Annotated in this window: 16 protein-coding genes, 1 rRNA gene and 1 riboswitch; of the genes, 8 read left to right on the top strand and 9 right to left on the bottom strand. The window is 48.4% G+C overall.

Annotation, left to right across the window (positions count from 1 at the left end; translation table 11 throughout):
- Positions 1-65: 65 nt before the first annotated feature.
- The 5 genes from P5G61_RS26525 to P5G61_RS26505 form a co-directional block, all read right to left on the bottom strand.
- Entirely contained in the window at positions 66-860 is a 795-nt protein-coding gene (locus tag P5G61_RS26525) for an energy-coupling factor transporter transmembrane component T family protein (RefSeq protein WP_301249219.1), read from the bottom strand.
- Entirely contained in the window at positions 835-2,349 is a 1,515-nt protein-coding gene (locus P5G61_RS26520) for an ABC transporter ATP-binding protein (protein WP_301249217.1), read from the bottom strand. Before P5G61_RS26520 ends, P5G61_RS26525 begins: the two co-directional genes overlap by 26 nt.
- Positions 2,350-2,943, bottom strand: coding sequence for an ECF transporter S component (locus P5G61_RS26515; protein ID WP_301249216.1), 594 nt, complete (start codon positions 2,941-2,943; stop codon positions 2,350-2,352).
- A 908-nt stretch (positions 2,944-3,851) separates the two neighbouring features.
- The gene (locus P5G61_RS26510; RefSeq protein WP_301249214.1) at positions 3,852-4,520 is read right to left on the bottom strand and encodes a pectate lyase; all 669 of its coding nucleotides are present in this window, start codon (positions 4,518-4,520) and stop codon (positions 3,852-3,854) included.
- A gap of 366 nt (positions 4,521-4,886) precedes the next feature.
- Positions 4,887-5,762 (bottom strand): radical SAM/SPASM domain-containing protein, encoded by an 876-nt coding sequence (locus tag P5G61_RS26505; RefSeq protein WP_024628996.1) that lies wholly within the window; start codon positions 5,760-5,762, stop codon positions 4,887-4,889.
- A gap of 329 nt (positions 5,763-6,091) precedes the next feature.
- Positions 6,092-6,194: riboswitch (TPP riboswitch) on the top strand.
- Positions 6,195-6,363: 169 nt separating this feature from the next.
- On the opposite strand from P5G61_RS26505, the gene P5G61_RS26500 reads away from it, so the two are divergent.
- The 7 genes from P5G61_RS26500 to P5G61_RS26470 all read left to right on the top strand — a co-directional run bounded on the left by P5G61_RS26500 (position 6,364) and on the right by P5G61_RS26470 (position 12,694).
- The gene (locus tag P5G61_RS26500; RefSeq protein WP_301249213.1) at positions 6,364-7,131 is read left to right on the top strand and encodes an ABC transporter ATP-binding protein; all 768 of its coding nucleotides are present in this window, start codon (positions 6,364-6,366) and stop codon (positions 7,129-7,131) included.
- Complete coding sequence (locus tag P5G61_RS26495; protein ID WP_301249211.1) at positions 7,118-7,930, top strand: ABC transporter permease; 813 nt, start codon at positions 7,118-7,120, stop codon at positions 7,928-7,930. The genes P5G61_RS26500 and P5G61_RS26495 overlap by 14 nt, the downstream gene beginning before the upstream one ends.
- A gap of 158 nt (positions 7,931-8,088) precedes the next feature.
- Entirely contained in the window at positions 8,089-9,156 is a 1,068-nt protein-coding gene (locus P5G61_RS26490) for an ABC transporter substrate-binding protein (RefSeq protein WP_301249210.1), read from the top strand.
- A gap of 182 nt (positions 9,157-9,338) precedes the next feature.
- On the top strand, positions 9,339-10,151 hold the full coding sequence (gene thiM / locus P5G61_RS26485) for a hydroxyethylthiazole kinase (protein WP_301249209.1): 813 nt from the start codon (positions 9,339-9,341) through the stop codon (positions 10,149-10,151).
- A complete protein-coding gene (gene thiD, locus P5G61_RS26480) occupies positions 10,148-10,960 on the top strand; it encodes a bifunctional hydroxymethylpyrimidine kinase/phosphomethylpyrimidine kinase (protein ID WP_301249208.1) in 813 nt (270 codons plus the stop codon). Before thiM ends, thiD begins: the two co-directional genes overlap by 4 nt.
- On the top strand, positions 10,960-11,625 hold the full coding sequence (gene thiE, locus P5G61_RS26475; protein ID WP_301249207.1) for a thiamine phosphate synthase: 666 nt from the start codon (positions 10,960-10,962) through the stop codon (positions 11,623-11,625). Before thiD ends, thiE begins: the two co-directional genes overlap by 1 nt.
- 325 nt (positions 11,626-11,950) lie before the next feature.
- Positions 11,951-12,694 carry a MerR family transcriptional regulator gene (locus tag P5G61_RS26470; protein WP_301249206.1) on the top strand — a complete coding sequence of 248 codons (744 nt, stop codon included), beginning with the start codon at positions 11,951-11,953 and terminating at the stop codon, positions 12,692-12,694.
- Positions 12,695-12,964: 270 nt separating this feature from the next.
- Here the strand turns inward: P5G61_RS26470 and P5G61_RS26465 are convergent, their stop codons facing one another.
- Complete coding sequence (locus tag P5G61_RS26465; RefSeq protein ID WP_301249205.1) at positions 12,965-13,447, bottom strand: hypothetical protein; 483 nt, start codon at positions 13,445-13,447, stop codon at positions 12,965-12,967.
- A 194-nt stretch (positions 13,448-13,641) separates the two neighbouring features.
- Between P5G61_RS26465 and P5G61_RS26460 the strand changes: the two genes are divergently transcribed.
- Positions 13,642-14,076, top strand: coding sequence for a ferritin-like domain-containing protein (locus P5G61_RS26460; protein WP_301249204.1), 435 nt, complete (start codon positions 13,642-13,644; stop codon positions 14,074-14,076).
- Between the two features lie 62 nt (positions 14,077-14,138).
- Here P5G61_RS26460 and P5G61_RS26455 read toward each other — a convergent pair whose 3' ends face one another.
- The 3 genes from P5G61_RS26455 to rrf all read right to left on the bottom strand — a co-directional run.
- Positions 14,139-14,789 carry a deoxynucleoside kinase gene (locus tag P5G61_RS26455; protein ID WP_301249202.1) on the bottom strand — a complete coding sequence of 217 codons (651 nt, stop codon included), beginning with the start codon at positions 14,787-14,789 and terminating at the stop codon, positions 14,139-14,141.
- Complete coding sequence (locus tag P5G61_RS26450; RefSeq protein ID WP_301249201.1) at positions 14,786-15,409, bottom strand: deoxynucleoside kinase; 624 nt, start codon at positions 15,407-15,409, stop codon at positions 14,786-14,788. Before P5G61_RS26450 ends, P5G61_RS26455 begins: the two co-directional genes overlap by 4 nt.
- 227 nt (positions 15,410-15,636) lie before the next feature.
- Positions 15,637-15,711 (bottom strand): 5S ribosomal RNA (gene rrf / locus P5G61_RS32110); the annotation flags it as partial.

Genomic DNA, 15,711 nt, shown 5'->3' with positions numbered 1-15,711 from the left:
TTTGAACAAGGAAAAGTTACTGTTACTCCCAAATTTATTTACCAAGCATGAAATAATTACAGGTCTCACCTTACATCCACAAGCATTGAATTATACGGGAATGTGATCCCCAATATATAAGCCGCCGTTAACATGATGATAAAATACCCCACAAACCAAAGATCCGCCTGAGAGTACCCGATCTGAACGTAGTACGTCCGGCTCCCGCCTTCCTTGAATCCTTTCGCTTCCATCGCCACCGCCATTCGCTGCGCACGGCGGATACTCTGCGCAAGTAGCGGAATTGTATATCGTTTCAGCATGCCGTATACGTTCCAGCGAGAGCCGCGCTGCATCGTTCCCCGAATAAGAATGGCATAACGCAGCGTCTGGAATTCATCCAGCAGAATGGGAATCATGCGCATGGCCGCCAGAAAGCTATAGGCATACTTGGGTGGGAGCCTCCACTGCTGCATAAGGGAATAAAAGAGACGAACAGGTTTGGTCGTCAGGCCGAATAATAATCCAGCCGCCGCCATACTGAGTGAACGAAATCCCAGATGCAACCCGCGATAAAAGCTCTCTTCCGTGATATGAATCAATCCCCACTTAAACCAGGTGGTCTCGCCTTTACCAAACATGATCATACCCGTAGAGGTTGATATAAATACCAGAATGAACGGAGACGCATACAGTAATAATCTGGGCCATGGGTGACCTGTCCAGCCCAGCAATAACAGCATGACAATCGCCACATTAGCCATGACATTCAGATTGTGAACAAGGATGACGAAGACAAACAGTAACGTTAGGAAAATCATTTTCAATCCCGGATTTACCGCGTGAAGCCAGGTCTCACGATGAGGAAACGAGAGCTGCATCGGCTAACCTCCCCTCATCCACCCTCCAGACTTTTGTGCAATACCTGTTCACGATTTCACGATCATGTGTAACCATAATGATGGCTGTACCTTTACGCCGCAACCGCTCCAGCTGTGACAGCATAGCAAAGGTATTGCGCGCATCCTGTCCAAATGTAGGCTCATCCAGTAACAAAATACGCTGTTCTCGCACCAGAGCAGACGCCACACTCAAGCGGCGCTTCTGTCCCATGGATAATTGGTACGGGTGCCGCTGTGCCAAATGGGTCAGTCCGAATTGCTCCAGCATATGATCAGTTCGAACATTTCTTTCTTCGGCAGTTAGTTTGCCGCCCAGCAAGGAAAATCCCACTTCATCCCGGACCGTATTTGTCACGAATTGAAATTCAGGATTCTGGAATACAAAGGCAATGCGATTGGCAAGCTGCTCCGTTTTCCCGGCCAAATGTCCTTCCACAGCATAATGACCTGTCGTTTTCAGGATATTCATCAAGGACAGCAATAATGAACTTTTACCTGCCCCGTTAACCCCGACAATCCCCACCCAATCTCCGTGCCATACCTTGGCCTGTTCCACCTGAATGAACGGGGTTTTCCCACGCCATCCGGTGAATTGCTGCATTTCCAGGGCTGGCTGCTGTTTGGCCAAAGCCTGATCGCACTCACCCTCGTCGTTATCTGTATCAGCGAATCCATAGGAAAACTGTCCTCCTAATAATGTTGCTAACGCCTCTTTCTTCGTCTGGCCTCGCTCTTCCCATACACCTGGATACCAGATTCCGTATTCTCTCAGCATAGGCCGTTCATCCGTAAACACCTGTTTCGCCGGGCCATCCGCCACGATTTTACCCTCCGGGGACAACACGATGATTCGGTCAACCCACTCGACGATCTCATTAATTTTATGCTCGACAATAATCAGTGTTTTGTCCTGCGAGATCCGTTTCACCGTATCCCATACTTGGGAGGTACCCTTGTCATCCAGCAGCGCGGTCGGTTCATCTAGAAACAATACGTCCGGCTCCATCGCAAGAATCGAAGCTATAGCGAGACGCTGCTTCATGCCCTGAGACATCGATTGGATCAGCGTACGATTATGTTCAAAGTGTAACCCTACTTGTTCCAAGTATTGATGGATAAGAGCTGGCATCTGCTCACGCGGAATATTTCGGTTTTCAAGGACAAAAGCAATCTCTTCATCCGTATATGACATACAGAACTGGGTATCCGGATCTTGAAAAACAATGCCGGGCTGTTCAGGCACCTGAATATCGTCGCACTTCATCGGAATCTCCACAGATCGCGGAATCAGACCGCTCAGAATTTGCAACAAGGTCGATTTGCCAGAGCCACTGGGTCCAAGTAACAACACTTTCTCCCCTTGACGCACAGAGAGAGACAAGCCTTGAAACACCAAGGCCTTCTCTCCCGGGAACTTGCATCTTAGATTCGTAACACCTGCCGCCTGCGCATTCCCCTTCGTGATCATCTAGTCCAATGCCTCATAATCCTGCTTTGAAACTGGTCTGAGCGAGCGCGTAACCCCTGTCAGCTCCAACGCTTTGGCCAGATAATAAGCGAATACACCCGCAATCAGAATACTGCCTATGAAGCGGAAGCCGATAAACAACGTGTAATTCCACGCCGAGAGTGAATCGATGTACCCGTACTGATAATCCAACAAAAGCGAAGCCGCTGCTGCTCCAATGGCTGCCAGGCAGGTGACGAACAGGTTCGTTTTTCGGTACAGCATTGCAGCAAAGAATATCTCTGCCCCCAGTCCTTGAAACAAGCCATACACCAGTGTGGACATGCCCCACTCACTACCCAGAAAAGCACTTACGGTTGATGCCGCAACTTCAGCGAGAATAGCCACGCCCGGCTTACGGATAATGACAAAAGCAAACGTGCCCGCCATAAACCACATGCCATAGATCATCTGCTCCGCATGAACGCCGAATGGCTTCATCAGATCATACGTAGGTCCCCATATTTTGTAGATCACCCCGAATACCACTGCAATCACGATCGTTACCAGAATATCGGTTAATTTCAATCTGTTGCTGCGTACTGCTGTTGACATGTTCTCTACTTCCTTCCTCTGTTTCCCTTGATTTATAAAATAAACAATAAAATAAACAAAAAAAGCCTCCCCGGTTCCCAGGCAGGCCATACGCACAGTTTACAATTCTTACGATGCTACGCAGTAAGCGGATATAGAAAAAGTAGATACAAACGACCTCATCCTTCGTGCGCATCAAAAAAAACCGCTACACCCAAGAACGCTGACATTTATCATCTATTCTTTACCCTTACCATTGCACATCGCAAAATCATGTTCTCTACGCTGGCATTACCCAGATCAGATATACGGTCAGCGGCACAAGGCCGCTCTCTCAGCCCAACTTCATTGAGCTCCCGGTTCACTTATTTCATTGCTTCTACTGTACAACACATGGGTATTTGTGACAATCCCGTTAAGGGAAAACCATGCATCACCTTTGAGATCGAGTGGTTAAATATATGTTTTTTCTTGTGATAATATGCTTCTGCTTCAAGGCATATTTCTTGCATACAACCTTCGCAACGCACCATGGGACTGTCTCGAAAGGGCCTCCCATTTCCGTAAGCTTGACCACACCGCTGGTCAGCGTGATGCGTCAAGCTTGCAACGTTCTAACGAATCTACCGCACCTTGTAGACTGCCAATTCTCAAGGCATGCAAAATTTTAACGAACTTCAGTGAAGTTATTTCAGTGCAAAAGCGGCGTCCAAGCCAAAAATCGACCCCATCGATGAAATAACCTCTCTGTGACTCGTTACATCTTAGATCGGTGCAAATGGCAGCGAATAGCGTGTGTCAGTTTCGTTAGTCCAAAATAACGCGAACAAGGGCTGTCCCTCGTCATATTCATGACTTATGGGACAGCCCTTTAATGAGTAAGCTTCATATCGTTTAGAGGAACCTTTCATTCAAACCATACATCCTTTTTAATATTGCGTATTCCCGGATTGACTTGTTTTACCCGATGCAAAGCCTTTAAACAAAGTCGGTACTTTGGAGTAACGTGTATTTGTAATTTTCCCTTGTGATGTACTGCTATCCGTACGCATAATGGAATCTTTGACATTGGAAATGTCTGAGTTGTCGAGTGTCATATTCACCGCAAAGGACGTCCCGCCGTTTTGACGCACCAGCTTGCCAATATCGTCTGCACGGAAATTTTTAATGTTAATCGTCCCCGCTGCATTGATTTGAAACACTTTATCATAGGCTTTGTAAGCTGCCCCGCCCGTAATGTTGACCGTTCCAGCTGACTTCAGAGTCAGAGCGTCCTCGCCTACATCCTCCCAAACCACATTTGATATCGTACAGTTACCGTAACAATGAACACCGTCAGCTGCAGGTGAACCGATAATCACATTTTTGAGCGTAGCGCCTGCCTCCAATCGAAATAACGGCTTCTGATCTTCCGCTTGAGATCCATCTCCCAGTGTGGAGGGATTAGCTACATAGGTTTGGCCTTTGCCGTCAAACGTTTCACCCTTGGCTACAATAATCGTTGAGTTTACAACGGTAGGTGCAGCAAAAGCTGGAATTGCACCGAATAATGAAGCGACCAGACCGGCGGACAGCAACAACGTCAACATTTTTTTCATAACTTAAAGCCTCCCTTATTCTGATAGATTGGCGGACAAACATAAGCTTGTCCTCACGGAACCTCTCAGAGGTGCACCTCTGGTTCGGAACCTACCCTGATCCTACCAAAAAAGGGATGTAACGATAATAATCATTAGGTTAGATATGGAAACGACAGCATCATGCCTGTGATCTCGGCATTTTTTGCAGCGCACTCCAACGTGAAATATGCCGATCTCAACTTCGGGTATGCCTTATTTACAAGTCATAATCTATGGTTAGATACTCCTTTATCGTTCTAGAAAAAACGAAAGACCACTTCATCTGTTTCCAGACAATGTGATCTCTATTATTTTGATCTCTAATTTTATTTATTAAATTACGCTTTAGGCTCCAAACCGCTGACGATATCCGCACTTCCGACATAATTCCTCCACCGCTTCCCGTTTGGAGAAACCATAGAACAGATTGTTGGCTCTTTCACCGTCCACGATCTCCGAGAACGACTTCTCATGAACGTTGCCTAAATTAATTACACCCTCGCCATCGAGACAGCATGGGACTACAGTTCCATCGACCAGAACAGCTGCTTGACTGCGAAGCGCGTGGCAGAAGCCTTTGCCGTCATCTTCCGGTGCATCCAGACTCGGCCACTGGAACTCGTGGTCCTGATTCAGGTACACATTCGGGGCAATTTTGACACCACTCCCCGGCACAACCTTCTCCTCGATGCGAAAATCCAGATTGAACTCCCGTTCAAGAACCTCCAGCGTCTCCCGGTTTCTACTCATCTGGGCATTCGTGAAGTTATCCTGTGTCAGATTCCAGAGTCGGAATGAAATAATGACATTGTGCTTTACGGCTTCCCGTACAAAAGACAACACGTTGCCCAGATAGCCCTCACGGTCTGTGGAACCTTCGTGACCATCAAAGCTGTGCAGGGAAAAGTTCATCTGACGCAGCGCTGGTTTGCCGAGCAATTTGTGTTGGGTCTTGGGCAGCAGCGTACCGTTCGTCGTAATGTTGACCTTGAATCCTTTCTCATGTGCGGAATCCAGTAACAGATCAATTTTGGGATGAAGCAGCGGTTCACCTTTGACATGCAAATAAATATGTTTAGTGTGGGGTTTAATCTGATCCAATATATTGTTGAAGACTTCAGGGTCAATGAAATTTTTGGCACGTTTGGTCTGCGGACAGAAGCTGCATGCCAGATTACATATGCTTGTGATCTCAATATATACTTTCTTGAACGTTTTCAACTCGGGGTCCCCATTCTGCTTAGGAGGGAGAACAGTCCCACCCTCATTTATGATCCGGCCCATATGTGCCACCACTATTATATCGGGTTAGAGGGCCAAGGTAAATCGACCCGCATGTTAATTTCCTTTTCCCCCCTTCCCGGGCGTCTTCTTACTTGTACATCTGAGCAGATTGCCCGTCTGATCGAAGAGCTTAATTCGCTGTTCATTCAAACGGTTAGAATCTTGGGTTACTTTCCTAACTCACATTACTCACTCTTCTTTTAGGCCGCCCTCTTTACATTCTGCTTCATTGTGATATATGCTGAATACACAACTGCATATCTTGAACATTGCACTAGGGGAGCCTTGCGGCTGAGACGAATCGAACGATTCGGACCCTTTGAACCTGATCTGGATCATACCAGCGGAGGGAAGTGGAGCGGCCTTTCAGTAAGCGGATTTTTTCATGTTGATGATGAAACTTAATGTGAATTGAACTTACAGACCCACTCATTTCTCCGGAAATGGGTGGGTCTTTTTCGCGTTCTGCGGGCAGATCAGAAGGTGTAATTATAGATCCCGCAGTTTGAAGTTTGAATAACAAGGGGGGACGGACGAGATGGATAACGACATAACCATTCACAACATGAGCTATGCTTTCCCCGGAAAAAGGGATTCCCCCGTGCTCTCCAATGTGTCGATGCGTGTAGCTCAGGGCGAATTCGTCTCGCTTATTGGTTCGAGCGGCTCCGGTAAAAGCACCCTTTTCAAGCTGCTGGCAGGCTTGCTTGAGCCAACCCACGGAACCATTGAAATTCCTTGGATTCAAGAAGGAAAGAGATTGGGCCAGGTGGCTTACATGCCGCAAAAGGATCTCCTGTTATCCTGGCGAACCGTCATGGAGAATTGCATGCTCCCTTCTGAACTTGCTCCAGGACGGCAGGACAAGGCAAGGATACGAGCGGACATCCTGGCTGGCCTCGACCGTTTTGGCTTAACCGGATACGCGCATGCTTACCCGGACGAGCTGTCGGGCGGTATGCGCCAGCGTGTTGCGCTGCTTCGTACTTTGCTGACAGGCGGCCAGCTCATGCTGCTGGATGAACCCTTCGGCGCACTCGATGCCCTGACCAAACGGGAGATGCATCGCTGGCTGCTGGAGCTGTGGGAAGGTTTGGGCAAAACCGTGTTGTTTATCACGCATGACATTGAAGAAGCCCTGCTGCTCAGTGATCGGATTATCCTGTTAACTCCGGGACACCCAGGCCATCAGCTGCAGGATATGACCGTACCCTTGCCGCGTCCAAGACATTCGGACATGATCTACGAACCGGCTCTCGTTCAGATGAGAAGACTATTGGAGGAACAATTGCATGCGAAACGGTAATTTGAGAGACAGCATGAAGGATAGCTTAATACTTTGGCTTACCCGTTATGGTCTGTTTCTTTTGCTCATGCTCTTGCTGCTTATCATCTGGGAGTGGATTGTGCGTATGGGATGGGTGCCTTCCTTCATCATTCCAGCCCCGACGTCGATTGCTAGTTCGCTGTATGAGCATCGTCGCCTCTTGCTGACAACACATCTGCCCAATACCTTGATGGAGGTTGTCGTTGGTTTTGGCTTGTCTATCGGCGCCGGAATTGCACTTGCGACAGGCATGCATATGAATCGGTCAATGGAAAAGGCCTTATATCACTTCATCGTAATCAGTCAGACGATCCCGCTGATCGCCTTGTCCCCCGTATTCATCCTGTGGTTTGGCTACACGCTGTGGAGCAAAGTCGCGGTGGTATTCCTGATCGCGTTCTTCCCAATTGTCGTGAGTACCTACGATGGCCTGCGCCAGGGTGATCCGGAGCAGCGTGAACTGCTGCTGACGATGGGGGCCAGCAAGTGGGATATTTTTCGCAAACTCCAGATTCCACTTGCCCTTCCCTCCTTCTTCTCGGGACTGAAAATGTCTGTGGTGTACTGTGTGGTTGGTGCAACGATTGGGGAATGGCTCGGCGGAAGCAAGGGACTGGGCTATTTCAGCCGCAGAATGTCGAGCAACATGAACACAGATGCCATGTTCGCCGCCATTGTGCTGTTATCCCTGCTTGGTATCGCCCTGTTTGTACTCATTGCATGGCTGGAGAGAAGATTCGGTAGACAACGTCATGCACGCCAAAGTAAAGCTGGATAACTCTCGGAAGTAGACCTAGCGGGACAGACTTAGCGTACTTAGTGTAATCCCCCTACTATCGGCTGGAAATCTATTGCAGTACATCCGTTTCCAATCGCCCGGTATGTAGAATGGGTAAATCTCAAAACAGAAAATAAGGAAACGAGGAACTTTAAGTTATGAATAAAAAGTATATCTATTCCCTGCTCCCCCTCCTGCTCGTAGCCCTATTCCTGATCGTCAGCGGATGCAGCAAAACGGGCACCAACACGCCTGCTACAGATTCAGCTTCCAATACAAAAGATACAGAATCATCTGCGACCGAAACGTCAGTGGATTCCAAAGACAAGCTGTCCATCATGCTCGACTGGTATCCGAATGCAGTGCATTCCTTCATCTATGTTGCTCAAGAGAAAGGATACTTCGCGGACCAAGGTCTGGATATCGATGTCCAGATGCCTGCCGATACCAATGACTCACTCAAACTGGTTGCTGCCGGAAAAATCGATCTGGCGCTAAGCTACCAGCCGCAAATTTTGCTTGCGCGCGGGGAGAATATTCCTGTACGTTCCATTGCGGCCGTCGTTCGGCATCCGCTCGTGCATCTATTAACTGAAGCAGACGGTAAAGTGAAGTCGCCAAAAGATCTTGAAGGGCTGACGGTCGGCTATTCCTCAATTCCTCTGTATGAAGCAATGGTTCGTACCATGATCAGCCAGGATGGAGGTAATCCCGACAAGATGAATCTGGTAGATGTGGGATTTGACCTGATTCCTTCCCTGGCTTCCGGGCAGGCAGATGCTATTATGGGCGGTTTTATTAACCATGAGCAATTGATTCTGGAAAAGGAAGGCCATGCCATGAAGTCAATCAGTCCCGTTGATTACGGCGTACCTGATTATTATGAACTGGTCCTCACTGCAAGTGATGCGGGCATTGAAGTGAAAAAAGATCAGCTTACCCGCTTCATCCTAGCGATGCAGGAAGGACAGAAATATGTGACAGAGCACCCCGAGGACGCGCTGAACATTCTGCTTGCGCATGAGAACGAAACCTCTCCACTTGACCCGGAGATCGAAACCAAAAGCCTGAATATTTTACTGCCACTGATGAATGAAAAAGGTCAGCCGTTTGGCGGGCAGGACGCCTCTTCTTGGGAAAACGTACGTGCATGGCTTGTTCAAAGTGAACTGATTCCGGATTCCGTGAAGACTGAGGATGCTTATATCAACTTGCAGGGGGAGTAAGGAATCGGATGCTGGATGAGATCAAAGAAAATCTGAAAGTAGTCAATTAGCTATCCGAGAATGACCTTTAACTCAATCATTTATGAAAATTTTGCTATCTAACAAGCTTGCAAACTTATGCGTATAAGGGTAACCGTGCCTGCTTTTGTTGATCAAATTGCTTCTTATAAGGAGGAACTTATATGTCTTATCTGGAACGTGTTCGTACACAAAATCCACTCATTCATAACATTACTAATATTGTTGTTGCTCCCTTTACCGCCAACGGTTTGCTTGCACTCGGTGCATCTCCATTTATGGCCTATGCGTATGAAGAAGTGGCTGATGTCGCCAAAATTTCGGGAGCGGTGGTACTGAACATTGGCACTCTGGACGAAAAGGTAGTTGAAGCGATCCGTCTGGCTGGTCAATCAGCGAATGTAAATAACGTGCCCGTTGTGCTCGATCCGGTTGGAGCTGGGGCAACCCCATACCGTACGGAAACTGTTCAGATGCTCGTACGTGAGCTTCGCCTCACTGTGTTGCGTGGCAATGTGGCGGAAGTCTCCAATGTTATCGGTGAGAGCTGGAGCATCAAAGGCGTGGATGCAGGTCAAGGCGAGGGAGATCGAATCGGAATAGCTGAACGGGCAGCGCAGAAACTTGGCTGTGTAGTCGTCATTACCGGACGCGAGGATGTCATTACGGATGGGCAAACGACTTTCCTGACGAGTAATGGACATGTCCTGCTTACTCAGGTGACCGGCGCAGGCTGTCTTCTTAGCTCCGTGATTGGTGCCTTTGCAGCTATAGCAAAACCGGGAGAAGACGTTCTGGGCAGTATTGTGGAAGCACTCGCTTTCTATGGCGTTGCAGCAGAGATTGCCGCGGAGCGAACCGCTGATCTGGGACCGGGCAGCTTCCAAATTGAATTGCTGAACCAACTGGCCCAAGTGACACCTGACGTTCTCGCACAGCGGGCACAGGTTCGCCAGATTGATGGAGGTGCGCAATGAGTATTGCGCAGGCTTTGACAATCGCAGGTTCGGATAATGGCGGCGGCGCCGGAATACAGGCCGATCTGAAGACCTTTCAGGAGCTCGGCGTATACGGCATGACCGTGATTACAGCCATTGCTGCCCAAAATACAACAGGTGTGCAGGGCGTCTTCCCTATCTCATATGAGGGTATCGCTCAACAGTTGGATTCGACCGGTGATGATTTTCAGCCTACAGCAGTGAAGACGGGCATGCTCTACAGTGCCGAGATCATTCGGCTGGTCGCCGAGAAATGGCAGCAATACGGCTGGTCCAATCTGGTCATCGATCCGGTTATGGTTGCCAAGGACGGAGCCCCTCTGCTACAACAGGAGGCCATTCAGGCCCTAATTACAGAGTTAATGCCTCATGCACTGATCACGACACCGAATATTCCGGAAGCCGAGCTGCTCACCGGGATGTCCATTATGAATTTGAGTCAGCGTGAAGAAGCTGCCAAGCGGATCGTGCAGATGGGCTCGACGTATGCTTTGGTGAAGGGTGGTCATGATCAGGGAAGTGGCATGATTGTCGATGTGCTCTATGATGGGCAGTCATTTCATTACCTGGAGAATGTTCGAGTGGTGACACGACATACCCATGGAACGGGATGCACGTATTCTGCAGCCATTACTGCCGAATTGGCAAAGGGCTCCTCTGTGCTTGCTGCCGTCACGACGGCGCGAGCATTCATTCAGGCGGCTATCGAAGATGAGCTAGGGATTGGGGCCGGGCACGGGCCGACGAATCATTTTGCGTATCAGCGCAGACAGCGAGGTGAGCAGTGATGCGCCATCTGGATGCAGCAGCGATACGCCGTGCGATGCAGGTGTATTTGGTGATGGGCAGCGTGAATACGACGCGTGACCCGGTGGAGGTGCTTCGCCAGGCCATCGCTGGCGGCATTACGCTGTTCCAGTTCCGGGAAAAAGGAACTGGCGCTCTGGTTGGCGAAGCACGCATCACACTTGCGATGCGGCTTCGCGAGGTGTGCAGCCAGCACGGCATACCGTTCATCGTGAACGATGATGTAGAGCTGGCTGTAGCGGTGGAGGCCGACGGCATGCATGTCGGCCAGGACGATGCGGACGCGGCGCTGGTACGCGCCCGCATCGGAGAAGGGCGGATGCTTGGCGTATCCGCCCACTCCGCGCTGGAAGCCCGCCGTGCGGTGCAGGCGGGCGCCGACTATCTTGGCGTCGGGCCCATGTACCCGACGCCGTCCAAAGCGGATGCCCACGCTGTGCTGGGCCCCGCCGGGGTGGCCGAACTGCGCGCCGCAGGCATCGCAGTTCCGCTCGTGGGTATCGGCGGCATTACGCCCGATACCACGGCCGCCGTGATGGCGGCAGGAGCCGACGGCGTAGCCGTCATCTCCGCCATCGCGGGCGCGGCCGACGTGCGCGCAGCGGCTGCGCAGTTCGCTGCGGCGGTGCGCGGGATGCAGGCGTAGCCATGCGCTCCCTGCACCGCCAGCCCGTGGGCTGCACCAAGTGCCTGGTGCAGCCTAACAACACTTTGCCTCCTCTCCATTAAGATGAGGCAGTCGCTACCCATACAGTGCAACAGTCAATAACATTAACAAGCAGCACTCCCATAAGCGACGGATTATTGAAATTATCCAAGCTTTCAATCATTTACACATTTATTTAGTTTTCAGTCACCCAATCCACTCTCAAGATGCGGTTTCCATGCTCGCATCTTATTTTTCCATTTTCACCTGTTGACTCTCACGTAACGTGACGCTGTACAATCGATGGTGTAAGGAGGTTTCAATCATGGCCATGAAAGTAAAAGAAGTAGCCGAACTTGTCGGGATCAGTGTGCGCACACTGCATCATTATGATGAGATCGGACTGTTAATACCGGACGAAGTGACTTCTGCCGGGTATCGACTGTATTCAGATGCCAATCTGGAAATGCTGCAGCAGATTTTATTTTTTAAAGAACTCGATTTCTCTCTGAAAGATATCAAGAAGATTATAAACAATCCCTCTTTCGATCAGGAGGAAGCCCTAAATATGCATCGCCATATTCTGCTGGAGAAGCGCCAGCGATTGGACCAAATGATTGCCACCATTGATAAATCGGTTCAACACGTGAGAGGAGAGATTAAAATGACAGCCAAGGAACAATTCGAAGGATTTAATTTCAGTCATAATCCGTATGAGCAGGAAGCCCGGGAACGTTGGGGAGACCAATCCGTGGATCAGGCTAACCAAAAATTACAGAACCAGCCTCCCGAGAAGCAAAAAGCCCTATCCGATCAAATGAACTCAATCTACACCCGACTGGCAGCAATTCGTCACATTGACCCCACCTCTGACGAGGCTCAAGCCGGTATCTCGGAATGGTACACCTATCTGAACAACATGGGTAATTATTCACCTGAAGCCTTCAAAGGGCTGGGGCAGATGTACGTGGAAGACGAACGCTTTACACGCAATATTGATCAATTCGGCGAAGGCTTGGCTGTTTTTATGCGGGATGCCATGGCTACCTTTGCAGATCAAAACAGCTAATGAGGTGATAAGCTTTAGTTCCATTTTGCATCAACCGATGCCCACCGCCATTAGGTATTCAATTGCTTACTTGGACAAATAATGCATCACTTGGATCCATTTCTTACTATTCTAATTCAAAAAGGGACGTACGCCATTGGCGCTACGTCCCTCTTTTCGTACCTCAGCCGCAATGTGAACGAGCCTTTCAGTCCATTCACTCTGAGTACGCCTTTTTTATGTTTGCTATCCTGCATTCCACAACGGTTCTGCATTCTCCAGTAGGATCAATTAAGCTCTTGGAGCATGATCAGATGACGATGCATCCGATGCCAGACTGGTCTTTGCCATCCGTCCTGGAATCTGCCATGCCGATACGATCGCCAGTACGATGAATAACAGATCAACCGGCTCGCTGAAATAATCCGTAAAGGTTTCCACAAATGCACTTACCATCTCACCATCGAATACCAGATCCATCATGTTCGCATCGCTGAACAACTCGGATGTAAAATACACCACCGTCAAATACTTCCCAAGCAAAATGCCGATAAGTGCAAATATAACTGCGATGACTTTATGTACCGTCGCGATCTGTTTGTTCGAGAACAATACAACAGCATAGCCTGTGAGCGCCCCAATGACAATAGCAATGAGCCCAAGCTCTCTTTCCGTCATGGCAGCGATCACTGCCCACACAATACCCCCTACAACTGCTGCCAATAAACCACCAACGATTGGCATGCCGATCTTGATCCCTTGTTTCTCTTCCACCTTGACTTTCCTTCCTGAGTCATGCTTATGCTTATTTTCCAGAATTCACCTTTCCTATGAAACCACAAAATATGCTTTTATTTAACAAATTTCTATGCTTAGGTAAGCAGATTATTGATTTTTAGAACAGGCGGCACATTTGCCTATGATCCACATAATATGCTGTAAAAAGAGGTATGGAAGGAGCAACTCCCTTGTACAGTTATCCTTATTATCGGAATGACAGCATGATCATAGCTCAGGTTACGAAAGCAATAAACGGAGAATCATCAGCTATTGCCTGTTATACCAAACTTGCTGAATTGGCACCGACTACAGAAGAAAAAATGCGTATTCTGGAGATTCGCCAAGATGAAATGAAGCATCTTCAATATTTTATTAGTATCTATGTATCCTTGACGGGAGTTCAGCCCACTGTCCAAATCGCTCAGGATTGTCCATCCGAATACATCGCGGGAATTCATTATGCCTTCAAAGATGAGCAACAGACCGTCGAATTTTATTCTGATGCTGCAGATCAGGCCACTGACCCCCATATTAAAGAAACATTTAGACGGGCTGCCACAGACGAGCAAAGGCATGCCGTATGGTTCCTGTACTTTCTTACAAAGCATAAAGCTCCACTGTAAAATAAAAATACATCCCCTCCTATTGGCATAGGAGAGGATGCGAAATTATAGTGATTTCTTATTTAGACTTCCTTAGACGGTTTAATAACAGCAGCAATCTGTGCCAAAATGGCATCCACCGATGCTGGGTCATTCACGTCATACTCATCGATGTTCAAACGCAGTACCGGACAAGCCGTAAATTGATTAATCCATACTGAATAGCGCTCATGCATATGCTCCCAGTAGGAACGGTCCGTCTGGATCTCCATTTCCCGTCCACGTTCCGTAATTCGATTCAGAATGGATGGCAGACTGCCCTCCAGGTAGATCAGAACATCCGGATGAGGAAAATACGGTGTCATCACCATGGCTTCAAACAAGCTGCTGTACGTCTCGAAATCCGTAGCCGACATTGTGCCCTGATCCGCATGCATTTGCGCAAAGATGCCAGTATCCTCATAAATGGAACGATCCTGTACAAATCCGCCGCCCAGTTCAAAGATTTTCTTCTGTTCCTTGAAACGCTCTGCCAGGAAGTAAATCTGCAAATGGAAGCTCCAACGTTCGAAGTCATGATAGAACTTCTCCAGATATGGATTGTGGTCGACTTGCTCAAGAGAAGTCTTGAAATTCAATCGCTCTGCCAGGGCAGCTGTTAGTGTGGATTTGCCCACTCCAACGGTACCTGCTACCGTAATTAATGCATTCGCCGGAATGCCATAGTTGTTCATGTGATATACTCCTTTACCTGATTAACAATGTGTTTGAAATGTTCAGGATGTTCTACAAAATCGAGCTGTTCCGCATTCACCTTAATGATAACCGGCGGATTCGGGCTGCTAGCCAGGTAGGCCATGCCTGTTTTGTAATCTGCAATTAACTGTTCCATATACGCTGGGTCCATATCCTGCTCAAAAGACCGTCCACGTTTATTAATGCGATGCATTAAGGTATCGAGTTCAGCTTCGATATAAAGCACCAGATTGGGCTTCGGCAGATCATCCGTTAAGAGATGATAGATTTGACGGTATTTGTCCCGTTTTGTTCCCTTTAGGGTACGATCGGCAAAAATCATATTTTTATAGATATGATAGTCCGAAATGACCGGTATGTTCTGTTTAATATAGTGAGCACCCGTATCTTCCAGTTGCTTGAATCGGTTGCATAGAAAAAACATTTCAAGCTGAAAGCTCCACTCATCTATATCCTGATAGAAGGAAGCCAGAAAGGGATTCTCTTCTACAATTTCCTTCACCAGCGGAAGATTCAATTCCTGGGAAAGCATCGTTGCCAACGTTGTTTTCCCGGCTCCTATGGGACCTTCCACTGCAATAAACGGTGCTGATTTCATCGTGTTCCAGTTCCTCCTCGTACTCATGCGTGTTTCCGTTTCTATATAGACCCCACCTATTGTATCACAGCTTCGATGATGGGAAGGCCAGTATTTTATGTATAAAATGAGTTTTATCTCAACGGACTACGATAAATAAAACAGCCTGTGGTAGTTATCATAATTCCTACAATTCATAAATAACAGAAAAAGACACGATCGCTTATATACGATCGTGTCTTTCGATTGCTTGGCGGCGTCCTACTCTCCCAGGACCCTGCGGTCCAAGTACCATCGGCGCTAGAGGGCTTAACGGTCGTGTT

This window comes from Paenibacillus vandeheii, from assembly GCF_030433635.1.
Lineage (GTDB): Bacteria > Bacillota > Bacilli > Paenibacillales > Paenibacillaceae > Paenibacillus > Paenibacillus vandeheii.
This window is presented reverse-complemented; position numbering and strand designations above follow the sequence as displayed.

What these genes read in the sequence shown, in the direction of transcription:
- P5G61_RS26525 (WP_301249219.1), bottom strand. Translation starts at nt 860, where the DNA reads ATGCAGCTCTCGTTTCCTCATCGTGAGACCTGGCTTCACGCGGTAAAT.
- P5G61_RS26520 (WP_301249217.1), bottom strand. Translation starts at nt 2,349, where the DNA reads ATGATCACGAAGGGGAATGCGCAGGCGGCAGGTGTTACGAATCTAAGA.
- P5G61_RS26515 (WP_301249216.1), bottom strand. Translation starts at nt 2,943, where the DNA reads ATGTCAACAGCAGTACGCAGCAACAGATTGAAATTAACCGATATTCTG.
- P5G61_RS26510 (WP_301249214.1), bottom strand. Translation starts at nt 4,520, where the DNA reads ATGAAAAAAATGTTGACGTTGTTGCTGTCCGCCGGTCTGGTCGCTTCA.
- P5G61_RS26500 (WP_301249213.1), top strand. Translation starts at nt 6,364, where the DNA reads ATGGATAACGACATAACCATTCACAACATGAGCTATGCTTTCCCCGGA.
- P5G61_RS26495 (WP_301249211.1), top strand. Translation starts at nt 7,118, where the DNA reads ATGCGAAACGGTAATTTGAGAGACAGCATGAAGGATAGCTTAATACTT.
- P5G61_RS26490 (WP_301249210.1), top strand. Translation starts at nt 8,089, where the DNA reads ATGAATAAAAAGTATATCTATTCCCTGCTCCCCCTCCTGCTCGTAGCC.
- thiM (WP_301249209.1), top strand. Translation starts at nt 9,339, where the DNA reads ATGTCTTATCTGGAACGTGTTCGTACACAAAATCCACTCATTCATAAC.
- thiD (WP_301249208.1), top strand. Translation starts at nt 10,148, where the DNA reads ATGAGTATTGCGCAGGCTTTGACAATCGCAGGTTCGGATAATGGCGGC.
- thiE (WP_301249207.1), top strand. Translation starts at nt 10,960, where the DNA reads ATGCGCCATCTGGATGCAGCAGCGATACGCCGTGCGATGCAGGTGTAT.
- P5G61_RS26470 (WP_301249206.1), top strand. Translation starts at nt 11,951, where the DNA reads ATGGCCATGAAAGTAAAAGAAGTAGCCGAACTTGTCGGGATCAGTGTG.
- P5G61_RS26455 (WP_301249202.1), bottom strand. Translation starts at nt 14,789, where the DNA reads ATGAACAACTATGGCATTCCGGCGAATGCATTAATTACGGTAGCAGGT.
- P5G61_RS26450 (WP_301249201.1), bottom strand. Translation starts at nt 15,409, where the DNA reads ATGAAATCAGCACCGTTTATTGCAGTGGAAGGTCCCATAGGAGCCGGG.